General features: G+C 66.2%; 13 protein-coding genes, 1 tRNA gene and 1 pseudogene. 8 read left to right on the top strand and 7 right to left on the bottom strand.

Annotation, left to right across the window (positions count from 1 at the left end; all coding sequences use genetic code 11):
- Positions 1 to 58: 58 nt before the first annotated feature.
- Positions 59 to 1,156, bottom strand: a complete 1,098-nt coding sequence (locus CEW88_RS18035) for a D-TA family PLP-dependent enzyme (RefSeq protein WP_108969455.1) — start codon at positions 1,154 to 1,156, stop codon at positions 59 to 61.
- Positions 1,156 to 1,665 carry a hypothetical protein gene (locus CEW88_RS18040; protein WP_217626456.1) on the bottom strand — a complete coding sequence of 170 codons (510 nt, stop codon included), beginning with the start codon at positions 1,663 to 1,665 and terminating at the stop codon, positions 1,156 to 1,158. The genes CEW88_RS18035 and CEW88_RS18040 overlap by 1 nt, the downstream gene beginning before the upstream one ends.
- Positions 1,666 to 1,830: 165 nt before the next feature.
- Here CEW88_RS18040 and CEW88_RS18045 point away from each other — a divergent pair, with 165 nt between their 5' ends.
- From CEW88_RS18045 to CEW88_RS18060, 4 genes are all read left to right on the top strand, one after another.
- Positions 1,831 to 2,694, top strand: coding sequence for a MurR/RpiR family transcriptional regulator (locus CEW88_RS18045; protein ID WP_108969457.1), 864 nt, complete (start codon positions 1,831 to 1,833; stop codon positions 2,692 to 2,694).
- Positions 2,695 to 2,761: 67 nt separating this feature from the next.
- Positions 2,762 to 4,204: a M81 family metallopeptidase gene (locus CEW88_RS18050; protein ID WP_108969459.1), complete on the top strand. Its 1,443-nt coding sequence runs from the start codon at positions 2,762 to 2,764 to the stop codon at positions 4,202 to 4,204.
- A 94-nt stretch (positions 4,205 to 4,298) separates the two neighbouring features.
- A complete protein-coding gene (locus tag CEW88_RS18055) occupies positions 4,299 to 5,528 on the top strand; it encodes an MFS transporter (protein WP_159099657.1) in 1,230 nt (409 codons plus the stop codon).
- Positions 5,525 to 6,265 (top strand): copper homeostasis protein CutC, encoded by a 741-nt coding sequence (locus CEW88_RS18060; RefSeq protein WP_108969462.1) that lies wholly within the window; start codon positions 5,525 to 5,527, stop codon positions 6,263 to 6,265. The genes CEW88_RS18055 and CEW88_RS18060 overlap by 4 nt, the downstream gene beginning before the upstream one ends.
- A 31-nt stretch (positions 6,266 to 6,296) precedes the next feature.
- Here the strand turns inward: CEW88_RS18060 and nagB are convergent, their stop codons facing one another.
- The gene (nagB, locus tag CEW88_RS18065) at positions 6,297 to 7,058 is read right to left on the bottom strand and encodes a glucosamine-6-phosphate deaminase (protein ID WP_108969463.1); all 762 of its coding nucleotides are present in this window, start codon (positions 7,056 to 7,058) and stop codon (positions 6,297 to 6,299) included.
- Between the two features lie 6 nt (positions 7,059 to 7,064).
- Positions 7,065 to 7,463, bottom strand: a complete 399-nt coding sequence (locus tag CEW88_RS18070; RefSeq protein WP_108969465.1) for a RidA family protein — start codon at positions 7,461 to 7,463, stop codon at positions 7,065 to 7,067.
- Positions 7,464 to 7,627: 164 nt separating this feature from the next.
- On the opposite strand from CEW88_RS18070, the gene CEW88_RS18075 reads away from it, so the two are divergent.
- Positions 7,628 to 8,458: a sugar phosphate isomerase/epimerase family protein gene (locus tag CEW88_RS18075; protein ID WP_217626457.1), complete on the top strand. Its 831-nt coding sequence runs from the start codon at positions 7,628 to 7,630 to the stop codon at positions 8,456 to 8,458.
- Between the two features lie 65 nt (positions 8,459 to 8,523).
- On the opposite strand, the gene CEW88_RS18080 is transcribed toward CEW88_RS18075, so the two are convergent.
- Positions 8,524 to 9,429 carry a sugar phosphate isomerase/epimerase family protein gene (locus tag CEW88_RS18080; RefSeq protein WP_108969926.1) on the bottom strand — a complete coding sequence of 302 codons (906 nt, stop codon included), beginning with the start codon at positions 9,427 to 9,429 and terminating at the stop codon, positions 8,524 to 8,526.
- Between the two features lie 195 nt (positions 9,430 to 9,624).
- Here CEW88_RS18080 and CEW88_RS18085 point away from each other — a divergent pair, with 195 nt between their 5' ends.
- From CEW88_RS18085 to CEW88_RS18095, 3 genes and pseudogenes are all read left to right on the top strand, one after another.
- Positions 9,625 to 11,130, top strand: a complete 1,506-nt coding sequence (locus tag CEW88_RS18085) for a GMC oxidoreductase (protein ID WP_159099658.1) — start codon at positions 9,625 to 9,627, stop codon at positions 11,128 to 11,130.
- A gap of 47 nt (positions 11,131 to 11,177) precedes the next feature.
- Complete coding sequence (locus CEW88_RS18090) at positions 11,178 to 12,245, top strand: Gfo/Idh/MocA family protein (RefSeq protein WP_108969468.1); 1,068 nt, start codon at positions 11,178 to 11,180, stop codon at positions 12,243 to 12,245.
- Between the two features lie 226 nt (positions 12,246 to 12,471).
- Positions 12,472 to 12,738 (top strand): annotated as a pseudogene (locus CEW88_RS18095) (integrase core domain-containing protein); the annotation flags it as partial.
- 227 nt (positions 12,739 to 12,965) lie between these two features.
- Here the strand turns inward: CEW88_RS18095 and CEW88_RS18100 are convergent.
- A tRNA-Ser gene (locus tag CEW88_RS18100) sits at positions 12,966 to 13,055 on the bottom strand.
- A gap of 109 nt (positions 13,056 to 13,164) precedes the next feature.
- A complete protein-coding gene (locus CEW88_RS18105) occupies positions 13,165 to 14,811 on the bottom strand; it encodes an electron transfer flavoprotein-ubiquinone oxidoreductase (RefSeq protein ID WP_108969470.1) in 1,647 nt (548 codons plus the stop codon).
- Positions 14,812 to 15,071: the final 260 nt, after the last annotated feature.

A 15,071-nucleotide genomic window follows, 5' to 3' on the forward strand; every position in this document is an offset into this window, starting at 1 on the left:
CATTTTCTTCACTCCGGAGCTCGCGCATAGAGCGCTCGGGGGCCGAGCGGTTCCTGGCTCACCAGACGGTGCCGCGCGCCGCCACCTTAAGCACCCGGGTGACCTTCTCGCCGTCGTGGAAGACCATCCGGTCGAAGAGATTGGTGACCACGCAGGTGTGGTTCGGGATCACCCGCAGCACCTCGCCCACCTTGGGCCCCTCGCCCGCGATTCCCGACAGGTCCACCACGCCGTGCTCTTCCGACAGACCGGTGATCCGCGCACCGGGGTATTCGACGATCAGCCCGTGATCCTGAAAGCCGAGCAAATCAGAGGTCAGCGCCTTGGAGCCCGCGTCGATCACCGCCCGATCCGGCGTCGGGCGCGAAACCACGGTGACGAGAATATGCATGGCGCACTCATCGAGGCTGGCATGCCCCGCGCGCACCATGGCACGGTCGTTGTAGACATAGGTCCCCGCGCGGTGCTCGGTCGCCGAAGGGATGTCCCCTGCCGCAAAGAAATCCGGAGTGCCGCCGACCGTCACCGCCGGACAGCCGAGCCCAGCATCGTCCAGAAGCGCCTTGGCCGAGGATACGAAACTCTCGACCGCCGCGGCCCCGCCGGGCGCCGGGTAGGTCATCAGACCGCCGAAGCGGAGCCCGCCGGCCGCCGCGATCTCGGCAGCAAGCGCCGCCGCGGCCGACGGCGTCTGCACGCCGCAGCGCCCGCCGCCGGTGTCGCATTCGACCAGCACTGTCAGCGGCGCATCGGCGCAGAAGGTGGCGGCGAGGCCGGCCACGACCTCAAAACTGTCCGCCGTAACCGCAAGACGCGCCACGCGCGCCTTCAGCGCCTTGAGCCGCGCCAGCCTTGCCGCGCCGAGGATGTTGTAGGTGATCAGGATGTCGTCGAAGCCGGCCTCGGCGAAGACCTCTGCCTCGGTCACCTTCTGGCAGTTGATCCCCACTGCCCCTGCCTCGAGCTGCGCGCGCGCGACCTCGGGCAGCTTGTGCGTCTTGATATGCGGGCGGAAAGCCCGGCCGAGCCTGTCCATATACGCCTGGGCGCGGGCGATGTTGTCCGCCATGCGCGCCTCGTCGATGACTGGCAGCGGGGTCAGCAGTTCGGAAAGCGGCGTGCCGGGCGCCGGCCAGATATTCGCGAGACCCGGCATCAGTGCCCCGCGTAAGGCAGGTAGCCCACGAATCCGGCGATTTTCCAGCCGTCCGCGGTCTCGCGACAGGTGTACAGCGTCTGCCACAGCAGCCGATCCTCGCCCCCATCGGCACGCTTGAGGATCCCGTCGAACTTCTTGCGCACCAGCGCCACAGCGCCGTCAACCTCGATCTCCTCGAGCTTGGTGGCGCGGAAGATGCCGGCGCGGGGATCCTCGGCGTAGTCGGTCCTCTGCCCCTCCGCGGCCTGCCGCAGCCATTCGTCGCGATAAGCCTCGAGCGAGGCGAAGGAGAGCGTCCACGTCTGCGGATCGGGATTGAAATTTCCGTTCATCCCGATGAAGTTCTCGGAGAGGAAATCGCCCTCGATCATCCCCCAGTCGGCACCGATGAAGGCATCGATGTCGCGCGGCACCAGCATCTCCCAGATGGCGTGGCGGGCGCTGTCCTCGGGCGCAAAGGGGTTCTGCATCGGATCACGCATCTCGGCGGCCTCATTCCGTGTCATGTTGCAAATTATTTTCGTAGATTACCGAAAACACTGGCCACTTTTCCGCCCGCATGCGAAAGTGTCAACGAAAATAAGAAAATGATTTTCGGACAAGAGCAAAATCCGCGCACCTTCGGCTCTGTGGAGTGTCCTGTCCGATGGAATCTTCGAGGGGGTCAGCCCATGGATATCTTCGCAACGCTGATGCAGGAAGGGCTGAAGCTCTCACAGTCCGAGCAGCGCATCGCCGACCTTGTGCTGAAGGACATCGACTTCGCCACCAATGCCTCGATCACCGACCTCGCCGCAAGGGCCGAAGTGTCGCCCCCCACCGTGACCCGCTTCTGCCGCCGGCTCGGCTGCAACTCCTTCTCGGATTTCAAGGTCACCCTGGCCAAGTCCTCCTACGTCGGGCTGCGCTACCTGCGCCCGGAGGCAAAGTCCTCGACCCCTTCGGAGGTGGCCGAAGACATTGTGACCAAGGCCCAGAAAGCGCTCTTCATGATGCATGACGCGCTCGACATGTCAGCCATGGAACGCGCCGCGGAAACCCTCTCACGGGCCGAGATGATCTATGCCTTCGGCTCGGGCGGCAACTCGTCGATGATCGTCAACGAGATGCAGAACCGCCTGTTCCGCCTCGGTGCGCGGATCACCACTTCCACCGACCACGGCATGCAGATGATGCAGGCCTCGGCGGTGACCCAGCGGGACGTGGTGTTCGGCTCGTCCTTCTCGGGGCGCAACGCCGAGCTGGTGCGCGCCTTCGGTCTTGCCCGCGATCAGGGAGCGACGACCATCGCGCTCACCCAGTCCGGCTCTCCGGTGTCCGAGGCCGCCGACGTGGTGCTGTCGGTGGTCCTTCCCGAGGGCGAGAACATCTTCCGCCCCACCTCGACCCGCTACGCCATGCTGGCCGTCGTCGACATCCTTGCGAACCTCGTCGCCTACACCAACCGGACCGAGAGCGCCGCCACCCTGCGCCGGATCAAGGAGAGCCTGATCCGCCACCGCGACGGCGACGACCGACAGCTTCTGGGCGACTGAGCCCCTCCTCAAGAGGTCGCGCCAACGCGGCCCCCTCCGCAACGCCAAACCAACAGGCCCGACCACCATGACCCCGAAGAAACGGATCGCCGTCGGCGGCATCCATACCGAATGCTCGACCTACAACCCGGTGCTCATCCGTGCCGAGGATTTCACGGTGATGCGCGGCGCGGAGCTGACCGCCTCGGCCTATTTCGCCTTCCTGCCGCAGGACGACATCGAGATCCTGCCGCTGCTGCACGCCCGCGCCGTCCCCGGCGGGCCGGTGGACCGTCCGGCTTACGAGGGCTTCAAGTCCGACCTGCTGTCCCGGCTCGAGGCGGCGCTGCCGCTCGACGGCGTCTACCTCGCCATGCATGGCGCGATGCACGTGGACGGCATGTGGGACGCCGAGGGCGACTGGATCAAGGCGGTGCGCGATCTTGTCGGCCCCGAGGTGCCGATCTCGGTCAGCTACGACCTGCACGGCAACGTCAGCCAGCGGATCATCGACCAGATCGACATGTTCGCCGCCTATCGTACTGCGCCGCATATCGACGTGACCGAGACCATGCAGCGCGCCTGGGAGATGCTGCTGCGCTGCCTGCGCAGCGGCGCGCGCCCTTTTGTCACCTGGGCGAAGATCCCGGTGCTGATGCCGGGCGAACGCTCTTCGACCGAGGATGAGCCCGCCAAGTCGCTCTATGCTGCCCTGCCTGCCCATGACCGGCGCCCCGGCATCTGGTCCGCCGACCAGATGGTCGGCTACGTCTGGGCCGACGAGCCGCGCGGCACCGCCGCCGCCATCGTCACCGCCACCGATGCCGCCGAGGCCGAGGCCGTCGCCAGCGAATTGGCCCAGGCCTACTGGGATGCGCGCGGCGCCTTTGCCTTCGGCCCGGTCACCGGCCCGCTGAGCGAAATGCTGGATATCGCCGCCAAGGCGGGCACCGCGCCGGTGATCCTCGCCGAGAGCGGCGACAACCCCACCGGCGGCGGGGTCGGTGACAACGGGTTGGTGCTTAAGGCGCTGATTGAACGGGACTGGCAGGACGCGCTGATCGCCGGGATCACCGATCCCAAGGCGGTCGCGGCGTGCTTCGCCGCCGGGGTCGGCGCCGAACTGGAGCTGACCGTCGGCGCGAAGCTCGACCCGGCAGGCAGCTCGGCCACCGCGCGGTTCACCGTGGTGACCCTCGTGGAGGGCACCGGCGGCGCCTTTGCCCAAGCAGTGGTGAAGACCGGGGGTATCACCCTCGTGCTCGCCGCGCGGCGCCGGCCCTTCCACAACTTCGAGGACTTCGAACTGCTCGGCCTCGACCCGCGCAAGGTCAGCCTGCTGGTTGTAAAGTCGGGATATCTCTCGCCCGACCTTGCGCCGATTGCCAGTCCGAACCTCATGGCGTTGACCGATGGCGTGGTGAACCAGGACATCCCGCGCCTCGAGAGCCACCACCGCGCACCGGGCCTCTACCCCTGGGACACAAAGGCCACCTTCACGCCCGCTCCCACCCGCTCGGCCCGCGCCTGAGCTGACAGCACCTCAGGCCCCTCGGCGCATGGAGCCGCGCCGAGGAGCCGTCCGTTCCGCCTCGGCCCGCGGGCCGCATCCCTCCGAGAGCCCGATGTTCGACATCCTCAAATCGCTCCGCGCCTCGCAGGGCCTGCGGGCCTGCGCAACAGCGGTCTTCTTTTGCGGCATCGCCGCGGCCTCGACCGCGCCCTACAAATCGGTGGTGGCGATCCGCGAGCTCGGCCTCTCGGACGGCGCCTTCTCGGCGCTCACCCTGACGGCGGCGATCATCAACGTGCTGGCCTCGATCTACCTCGGCATGCTGGCGGACCGCGATACGGGCTACCGCAAGTTGCTCATGTGGCTCGCCGCGATCGGCATCGCCGGCTATGCGGCGATCTTCCTCTTCCCGCAGCCCGCAGTCTTCGTGCCCGCGCTGCTGCTGCCGGTGTCGATCTTCAGCGGACTGACGCCCATGCTCTTCGCAGCCGGGCGGGTGTTTTCCGACGGGTTGCCGCGCGCCGACCGCGCCGCCATGTCCTCGGTCCTGCGCGGCATGGTCTCGGCGGCCTGGATCCTCGTGCCCGGGATGCTGGGTTTTGCACTCGCCGGGCGCGGCTCGATGCTGCCTGCCTTCCTCGTCGCGGCGCTGGCCGCCACGGCTGTGCTGATCGTGCTTAAACTCGCCATGCCCCGCGGCGGCAGCGGAGATCCGGCAAAGCGGCCGCCGAAGGTCTCGCTGCTCGGCGCCTTCGGGCTGCTGGCGCGCCCCGCGGTGACCCTGCGCGTGGTCGGAACCGCCGCGATCACCTCGGCGATCCACGTGCATGCCGCCGTCATGCCGCTGATCATGACCGGCCGCGCCGGGGGCACCAACGGCGATGTCGGCATCACCGTCGGCATCGTCGCGGGCATGGAACTGCTCTTCCTGCTCGGCTGGGCGCGGGTCACACGCCACATCTCGACGGTCACCACGCTGGCCATCGCCATGGCGCTCTATACCGGCTATCTGGGCACCATCGCTCTGGCAACCTCGCCCGGCATGATCATCGCCGGCGCCTTTCTCGGAGGCACCGCGGCCTCGGCGCTGATCACCCTGCCGCTCGGCTACCTGCAGGAGCTGATCGCGGATCGTCCCGGTCTTTCGGCCTCGCTGATCTCGCTGAACCTCTTTCTTGCGGGCGCCATCGCCGCCGGGCTTTTCGGCTTCGGCACCACCATCGGCAGCTATTCCACGGTCGCCTTCATGGGCATCGCCGCCGGGCTTGCCGGGGCGCTCGGCCTCGTGGCACTGGAACGCTGGCATCCGCTCACACCCGCCGCCGCAGAGGAGAGGCCATGACCCGCACCCTGGAAATTTGTGTCGACAGCCCCGCTGGCCTTGCCGCCGCCGTCGAGGGCGGTGCGGACCGCATAGAGCTCTGCTCGGCGCTGGCGCTTGGTGGGCTGACGCCGACGCAAGGGCTGATACACCTTGCCGCCCGTGCGCCGATCCCGGTTGTGGCGATGATCCGCCCCCGTGCCGGAGGCTTCGACTGGAGCGAGGATGAGGTCCTCGCGATGGAAGTCGAGATCGCCGCCGTCGCGCGCGCGCGCCTCGCGGGCGTGGTGATCGGCGCGACGCGCTCCGGCGCAGGCACCGTGACGCTCGACCTTCCCGTCATGCAGCGACTGGTTGCGGCGGCACAGGGGCTCGATCTCACCCTGCACCGCTGCATCGACCTCATCGAAGACGCGTTCGAAGCCATCGACCAGTCGGCAGAGCTCGGCATCTCGCGCATTCTAAGCTCGGGAGGCGCGCTGTCGGCCGTTGAAGGCATCACGCGCCTGCAGGAAATGTCCGCGCACGCCGCGGGCCAGCTGAGCATCATGCCCGGCGCCGGGATCTCTGCCGCCACCCTCCCCGGCCTGCTCGCGGCTCTCGATCCGAGCGACGTGCATGCGTCCGCCTCGCAGCCCGATCCCGCAAGCGGCGCCATTGCCCGCTTCGGCTTCCAGACCGAGGGGGCACGGCGCACCGATGCCGCCACCGTGGCCGGGCTAAAACGCCTGCTCGAGGACCGCAGCGGGCGGCCCTAGGGCCACCCTCTCCCCGTGACCGGCAGTCGCCTCACTCGGGGTGCACATCCAGATAGTAGTCGAAGAGCTCCAGCTCGCTGGCCGCAGCCCGGTCGAGGACCAGCGTCGCATGGCGGTGCATCTGCAAGACACTTCCCGGCCAGCGCGCCGAGACCGGCCCCTCGACGACCTGCGCCACCGCCCGTGCCTTGGCCGTGCCGGTCGCGACCAGCAACACCTCGCGCGCCCGCATGATCGTGCCGATGCCCATGGTGATCGCCAGTCGCGGCGGTTCCTCGCCCTCGGGGAAGTAACGGCTGTTGGCCTCGCGAGTCGAACGCTCCAGCGTCTTCAGCCGGGTGATCGAGCTGAGGCTCGAGGTCGGCTCGTTGAAGCCGATGTGGCCGTTCAGCCCCAGCCCCAGCAACTGCAGGTCGATGTCGCCCGCCGCGACGATGGCCGCCTCGTAGCGCACCGCCTCGGCCTCCGCATCCGCGGCCTCGCCCATGGGCAGATGCGCCGCGTCTGGCACGATGTCGATCTGGTCGAAGAGCTTCTCGGCCATGTAGCGGCGGTAGGAACAGGGATGATCGCCCGAAAGCCCGACGTATTCATCGAGATTGAAGCTCTGCGCTCCGGCAAAGGAGGCGCGTCCGACGCGGTGCAGCGCAATCAGCTTCTCGTAAACCGCCTCCATCGTGCCGCCCGTGGCGAGGCCCAGCACCGAGGCGGGCTTGGCGGTGAGTTGCGCGGCAATGATCTCGGCGGCGCGCACCGCTGCCGCCGCGGCATCCCCAAGGATCAGGATCTTCACCGCGGCTCAGGCCTTCAGAGGGTTGTAGGCGATCACGTCCATCTCGACCTTGGCATCGACCATCAGCGGCGATTCCACCGTCGAGCGGGCTGGCGGGTGAATGCTGAAGTGCTTCTTGAAGACCGCGTTGAAGGACGAGAAGTCCCGCGCGTCATCAAGCCAGACGCCGACTTTCACCACGTGCTCAAGCCCGCAGCCCGCCAGTGCCAAGACCTCCTTGAGGTTCTCGATCACCACTTCGGTCTGAACGGCGATATTGCCCGCGACCACCTCGCCGTCGCGCGTCGGCACCTGACCCGAGACAAAGACGAAGTCCCCGGCACGCACGGCCTTGGAAAAGGGGCGCTCCTGGCCGCCGGCCTGGGTGTCGGCGGCGTCCAGGCGCTGAATACCGGGAAGGGTCATGACGGGCACTCCACGAAATTGATTTTCTTTTTTCTGGCGCGAACATTGAAACTAGGCAATAGATTCCTCGCGGTTTGTGCGAATTTATGAAAGAAATTTCCAAACATCGCAGGAAGCCATACGCCGGCTTGTCCGGGCACCCGATACAAGGACCCAGCCTTTCCATGACCGCTACGTCCACCGTCCCGCTCCCCTTTGCCCGCATCAGCCTCAAGTGGAGTATGATCGAAGCCCCTGAGCTGAGCATCGCCGAGACCTTCGCCATGCTCGCCGAACTGGGCTACGACGGGGTCGAAATCGACGCGCCGACGGACATGCCGCTGGACGAGCTGCGCGGCGCCAGCGCCGCCAGCGGCGTCGCCCTGCCCGGGGTGATCAACGCGCGCCATTGGAGCCAGCCGCTCTCCTCGCCCGACGCCGAGACCCGCGCCGCGGGTGTGCAGGGAATGATCGCGGCGCTTGAGACCGCGCGCACCATCGGCGCGGAAACCGTGCTGCTTGTGCCCGGTGCCGTCGGGCCAGAGGTCAGCTATGCCACCGCTTGGGACCGCGCGATCGCGGGACTCGAACAGCTCCTGCCCCATGCCGAGCGCACCGGCGTGCGCATCGCCATCGAGAACGTCTGGAACAACTTCCTGCTCAGCCCGCTCGAGGCCGCGGCCTTCCTCGATCGCTTCGATCACCCGTTGCTGGGCTGGTACCTCGACGTCGGCAACCTCCTGCGCAACGGCTATCCGACCGATTGGATCGAGGTGCTGGGCGCGCGCATCACCCGGGTCGATCTCAAGGAATTCAGCCGCGCCAAGATGGAAGCCGAGGGGCCTTGGAAGGGTTTCGACGTCGAGCTTGGCAAGGGCGATTGCGACTGGGCCGCGGTGAACGCGGCGCTGCGCGGGGTCGGCTACAGCGGCTGGGCCTCGGTCGAGGTGCCGGGCGGCGGGCGCGCTCGGCTGGCAGAGATCCGGGAACGGGTCGAGGCGCTGCGCGTGCTCTGAGGGCGCGATCAAGACAAAGGGGCGCGCCGGACTCACAGGCGCGCCCCCTTCTCATGGGATCAGTGTCACGCGGCCAGTTCGGCCGTCACCTCGTCGAAGATGCGGATCACGTTGGCAAGCCCGGTGTCGCAGCCCATGAGCGTCGGCTCGTTTCCCTCGAACTCCAGCGATACGTAGCCATCATAGCCCGAGCTCAGGATGGCCCGGACGATCTCCCGCGTTTCCAGGTCGCCAAAGCCAAAGACCGTGCCGACGATGTGCCGCCCGCCCAGCGTCTCGAGCCAGCCCGGCCCCGGGTAACGTTTGCGCAAGAGGAAGTCCTTCACGTGCACGAAACTCGCGATGTCGAGGCAGTTGCGCGTCGCCATCAGCGGATCCTCATCGACACAGAGGAAGTTGCCCACGTCCAGCGTCATGCGGAAGTTCGGGCTGTCCACCGCCTGCACGAGCCGGCGGCAGCGCTCGCTCGAATTCATCAGAAAGCCGTGGTTCTCGATGCTGGTCACCACGCCACGGCTCGCCGCATGCTCTGCCACCTCTAGGCAAGCCTCGACGATAACCGGGAAGAGCGCTTCGACCTGCACATAGCTCTCGGGCCGCAGCGCCCAAGGGACCACATCGGTGCGCAGAAACCCCACGCCGATATCTGCGCAAAGATCGACGTAGCGCTTGGCCCTGTCGATCTGCGCCCGGCGCGTGGCCGCGTCCTCATCAATAAAGCTCGCCGGGATGCAGAGACCCGACAGGGCAACGCCTGAATTTTCGGCAGCCGCCTCGAGCCGCCGCCGGGTTTCTGCGTCCTCGTAAAGCTCATATTCCATCATGGTCTCGGGGCTCTGGCCGATGGTCATCGTGGCCAGTTCCATATGCGTTCCCCCCGAGGCGGCGATTTGCTCGAACACCCCCTCAAGGCTGATCTCCTGGCGCCGCAGCAGCGGCTGGAAACTGTAGGAGCTGATGCCGAATTGCATGGCCAATCCTTATTTTCACTTGGGAACGGAGGCGCCACGCTGCGTCGGTCAGCCGGCCTTTCGGGGACGCTAGCATCCGAAAATATTTTACACAACCTTATTGACTTTGCGACCCCGCCGAGCGTTCATGCGGTCAAAAATGAAAAGAATTTACGCAGAACCTCGTCCAACCCATGTCACCCTGGAGGTCCGACCATGACGATCCTAGCCGCCGATGTTGTCATCGTGGGCAGTGGCCCGACCGGGTCCACCTATGCGCGGATCATCCGCCGCGACTGGCCCGAGGCGCGCATCCTCATGGTCGAAGCCGGCCCCAAGGCGACGCCCGAGATCGGCAGACATCTCGACAACCTGCCCGATGCCGCCCGCACCGAGGCGCAGCTTCTGGCGCAGGGTCCGAAACGCGGCGAGAGCTATGCGCCGATCACCCGTGACGAATGGGAGGCCCGCAAGGCCGGCAAGCATGATGCCTCGCTGCTGCGCCGCCCAGGCCTCTTCTTCGCCAATACCGACACGCCGGACGAGAGAGCCTTTGCCGGCTTTGCCGCCGCGTCGGTCGGCGGCATGGGGGTGCAATGGACGTCGGGCTGCCCGCATCCCTCGAAGTCCGAGCGCGTGCCGTTTATCGACGCTGCCGAGATGGAGGCCGCGCTACAGCTGGCCGACGCGTTGCTGGGCGCGAACAAGCATCCGTTCCCCGGGTGCAAGGGTTCCGAGGAAATGCGCCGCCGGCTCGGCGAGGTCTTCAACCCCGGTCGCCCCAAGGACCGCAAGGTGCAGCCCATGCCGCTGGCCTACACGGTCACCGAAGAAGGCGTCATAACCCATGGCACCGACCACATCCTCGGCGAGATGGTGACCGAGCCCGAGGAGATGTTCCGCATCCTGCCCGAGACCGCCTGCCGCCGGGTGCTGCATGAAAATGGCGTCGCCACCGGTGTCGAGCTGGTCAGCATGGCCAACGGCGAGAGCTGGAAGGTCGAGGCGGGCACCGTGGTTGTCGCGGCGGATTCGCTGCACGGGCCGCAGCTGCTCTACGGATCGGGCATTCGCCCCGAGGCGCTGGGGCGCGGCATCAACGACCACTATCTGATCAACCGCTTCTTCATCACCGACATCGAGGGCCCGCTCACCTCGATGTCCTGGATCCCGCGCGTCGACACCGAGGATTTCCCCTTCTCGGTCACGATTCACGGCAACGATCCGGCGAAATTCCCATTCCCCGAAGAGATCGAGGGCACGCTGGTCGGCATGGGGCTCTTTGTCGCCGCCGACCCCCGGCCCGAGAACCGGATCGTCTTCGACGAGGACAATCTCGACTGGAAGGGGCTGCCGAGCTTCTCGATTCACGCCCCGGTCAACGAGGTCGACCAGGAACGCATCGAGATGGGCAAGGCGATGGCCGAGAAGATCGCCACCACGCTCGGCACCTTGCTCGACGGCTTTGCGACGGTCCGCATCCCCACCGGCAACTCGCTCCACTACCAGGGCACGATGCGCATGGGCGAGAGCGACGACGGCACCAGCGTCTGCGACCGCTACAGCCGTGTCTGGGGCTTCGAGAACCTCTACGTCGCGGGCAATGGCATCATCCCCACGGTGACCGCGACCAACCCGACGCCCTTCATCGTGGCGCTGGCCAGCATGGGCGCACAGAAGATCGCCGAGACGCGCCGCGCGGTGGCCAAAGCCGACGCCTGACCTCGCCTCACCGCCCTGACGCACAGCAAGAAAGACGACAGCCGCCGATGACCGACCCCGCCAGCAAGAAACTCTCTGTCATGGTCGTAGGCCTTGGCCAGATGGGCCAGAGCCACGCCCTCGCCTACCACGCCCACCCCGGCTTCGAGATCGTCGGCCTGGTGAACCGCTCAACACGCGACCTGCCCGACACGCTTGCTGGCTACCCGCTGCACCATGACTTCGCTGTGGCGCTGAGCGAGCTGCAGCCCGACGTGGTCTCGATCGCCACCCATACCGACACCCACGCCGATTACGCCGTCGCGGCGCTGGAAGCGGGCGCGCATGTCTTCGTGGAAAAGCCGCTCGCCGCCAATGTCGCAGATGCCGAGCGGGTGGTCGCAGCCGCCAAGGCGCACGGTCGCAAGCTGGTCGTCGGCTACATCCTGCGTCACCACCCCTCGTGGATGCGGCTGATTTCCGAGGCGCGCGATCTCGGCGGCCCCTACGCCTTCCGCATGAACCTCAACCAGCAGTCGAGCGGCGCCGCCTGGAAGATCCACCAGGAGATCCTCAAGACCACCTCGCCGATCGTCGACTGCGGCGTGCATTACGTGGATGTCATGTGCCAGATCACCGACGGCACGCCGGTCGAGGTGCGCGGCATGGGCGTGCCCTTCGCCAAGGGGCTGAAGGAGGGCATGTACAATTATGGCCAGTTCCAAGTGCTCTTCGACGATGGCAGCGTCGGCTGGTACGAAGCGGGCTGGGGGCCGATGATCTCGGAGACCGCCTATTTCGTGAAGGACGTCATGTCGCCGAATGGCGCCGTCTCTATCGTCATGGAGGAAAAGACCGGCTCGGCGGACATCAACGCGCACACCCAGACGTCGCGGCTGCGCGTGCACCACGCCGAGACCGATGAGAACGGCGAACTTCTGCACGAGGACGAATGGCTGAGCATGGAAGGCGAGCCGGATCACCAGGCGCTCTGCGACCGCGAACAGGACTACCTCTATCGCGCTATCGTGGGCGACGTGGACCTGGCCCGGCACATGAGCGACGCCGTCGCCTCGCTGGGCATCTGCCTCGCGGCGGACGAGAGCATCCGTACCGGGCAGCCGGTGAAACTCTGAGCCGCAGGTACCCGGCGCGCCCGTCACCCTTCCCGCAGCACGGTCGATCGGCCTGCCGCTGCCCGGCTAGACCAGACCCTCGTGCACTGCGTCCGGGCGAGGCTGACGGAAGAGACCAGCGTGAGTTCGAACGCTTGCTGGCCGAGATCATAGTCCGGCAGCCGGAGACAGCTGCCGGTCGCCTCGCACTCGATCCTGACCGGCAGATTGTAGTTGGCAAAGACTGCAGACAGCCATCACCGAGGTATTCAACGGCGGCTTGCGCGACGCGCTTCTGAACGAGAAGATATTCGACAGTCTGGACGACCCGCACCGCAGGCTGTCTCTCTGGTGCTACGACGACAATACCGTCAGACCGCATTCGTCCCTGGCCAACCAGACACCGCAGCAAGCGCGCCGCACGCTTGAGCAATTCGAGGGCTCCGCGACCGGTGCGCGTGCGTCAAACAGGGAGTCCGAATGCCCAAATCCAACCTGCAGACTTTCGCTATGAATGAGGGACCGGCAGTGGGCAGGTCACGTCAGTTCACTGAAATATATTGGGATTTTTTACCCGTCTTGCCGAGAGCGCAGGGCGGGTGGAAAGAGACGGTGGGCGTTCGGAGACCGATCTCGCGCGGCTGGGCCGTCTCCGAAGGGCGGAGGGTCCCTGCAAACCCCTTTGGCACATAAAGAAAAAGGCCCCGCGAGGGACCTGTTTTCGGGTTTGCGATGTGCAAGTGGCGGAGAGGAAGGGATTCGAACCCTCGAGACGGTTCCCCGCCTACACACTTTCCAGGCGTGCGCCTTCGACCACTCGGCCACCTCTCCGCGGACCGCTCTACAGGAAAGTCGCGACCGGGCGCAAGAGCCGGATTCCCAAAAAATTTGCCCCGGCGCTTGGCCGGGGCATTTCCTTGCGTCAACCGCAACCGCGAGGTCACATGTTCGGGTAATTTGGACCGTCTCCGCCCTGTGGAACCGTCCAGGTGATGTTCTGACTCGGATCCTTGATGTCGCAGGTCTTGCAGTGCACGCAGTTCTGGAAGTTGATCACGAACTCCGTCTTGCCGTCCTTCTCGACGAACTCATAGACGCCCGCCGGGCAGTAGCGCTGCGAGGGCCCTGCGTATTTCGGCAGGTTGTCGAGCACCGGCACGCGATTGTCCTTGAGCTTCAGATGCGCCGGCTGGCTCTCCTCGTGGTTGGTGAAGGAGAAGGCAACGTTGGTCAGCCGGTCGAAGCTGAGCTTGCCGTCGGGCTTCGGGTAGTCGATCGGCTGGTGCCCCGCCGCCATCTCGGTCGAGGCCGCGTCGCTCTTGCCGTGCTTGACCGTGCCGAAAAGCGAGAAGCCGAAGCTGTTGGTCCACATGTCGAGACCGCCGAGCGCCAGCGAGCCGAAGAGCCCAGTCTTCGACCAGAGCGGCTTGACGTTGCGCACTTTCCACAGGTCCTTGCCGATGGCCCCTTCGCGCACTTCGGTCTCATAAGCCGTCAGCTCGTCCGAGGCGCGACCGGCCTGGATCGCCTCAAAAGCCGCCTCTGCCGCCGCCTTGCCCGAGAGCATCGCGTTGTGGTTGCCCTTGATGCGCGGCACGTTCACGAGGCCGACCGAGCAGCCCAGCAGCGCCACACCCGGTGCCACCATTTTCGGCATCGACTGGTAGCCGCCCTCGGAGATCGCCCGCGCGCCATAGGCGACGCGCTTGCCACCCTCGAGCAGCTCGGCCACATGCGGGTGATGCTTGAAACGCTGGAACTCCATGTAGGGATAGAGGTGCGGGTTCTTGTAGTTCAGGTGCACCACGAAGCCGACATAGACCTGGTTGTTCTCCAGGTGGTAGATGAAGGCCCCGCCCCCGGCATTGCCGCCAAGCGGCCAGCCCATGGTGTGCTCGACCCGGCCCTCGCTGTGCTTGGCGGGATCAATCTCCCAGATTTCCTTCATCCCGAGGCCGAACTTCTGCGGGCAGTGACCGTCCGACAGGTTGTACGTCTCGATCACTTCCTTCGACAGCGAGCCGCGCACGCCCTCGGACAGGAAGACGTATTTGCCCAAGAGTTCCATGCCCGGCTCGTAGCCCGGGCCCGGGGTGCCGTCGGCCTCCTTGCCGAACTCGCCCGCGACCACGCCGCGGATCTCGCCCTTGTCGCCGTAGACCAGCTCCGAGCAGGCCATGCCGGGGAAGATCTCGACGCCGAGCGCCTCGGCCTGCTCGGCCATCCAGCGGCAGACGTTGCCCATTGAAACGATGTAGTTGCCCTCGTTCGACATGAACTTCGGCATCGGCCAGTGCGGGATCGAGACCTTGCCGGCCTCCCCAAGCAGATAGAACTTGTCTTCCTTGACGGGCACGCTGATCGGCGCGCCCTTCTCCTTCCAGTCGGGGATCAGCGCGTCGAGACCGCAGGGGTCGAGCACCGCGCCCGACAGGATATGCGCGCCTACTTCGGAGCCCTTCTCGAGCACCACCACGTTCAGATCCGCGTCGAGCTGCTTCAGCCGGATCGCGGCCGAAAGCCCTGCCGGGCCCGCCCCCACGATCACCACATCGTATTCCATCGACTCGCGCTCGATCTCGGCCATGCCGGTCCTCCGCTGGCTGTTTGCTGTAATTATCTTGCGCATTGGCGTAGCGCGGCAGCGCAGCACAGGTCAATCGAAACGCGGCATAAAAGACGCCTCTCGCGACCTTGGTAAAAGAATAGGGGAGAGCGCGAAGGCCGGACGCGGCGAAACCCCGCGCACCCCGCAAACCACGCGCGCCCTTGCCAAAGCCGGGTTCAATCCCCACTCTTGCCAGAAACGACCACACATGGTTTTAGACGGCAAACACAAGGGGCCGG

Source organism: Alloyangia pacifica (assembly GCF_003111685.1).
GTDB classification, from domain to species: Bacteria; Pseudomonadota; Alphaproteobacteria; order Rhodobacterales; family Rhodobacteraceae; genus Salipiger; species Salipiger pacificus_A.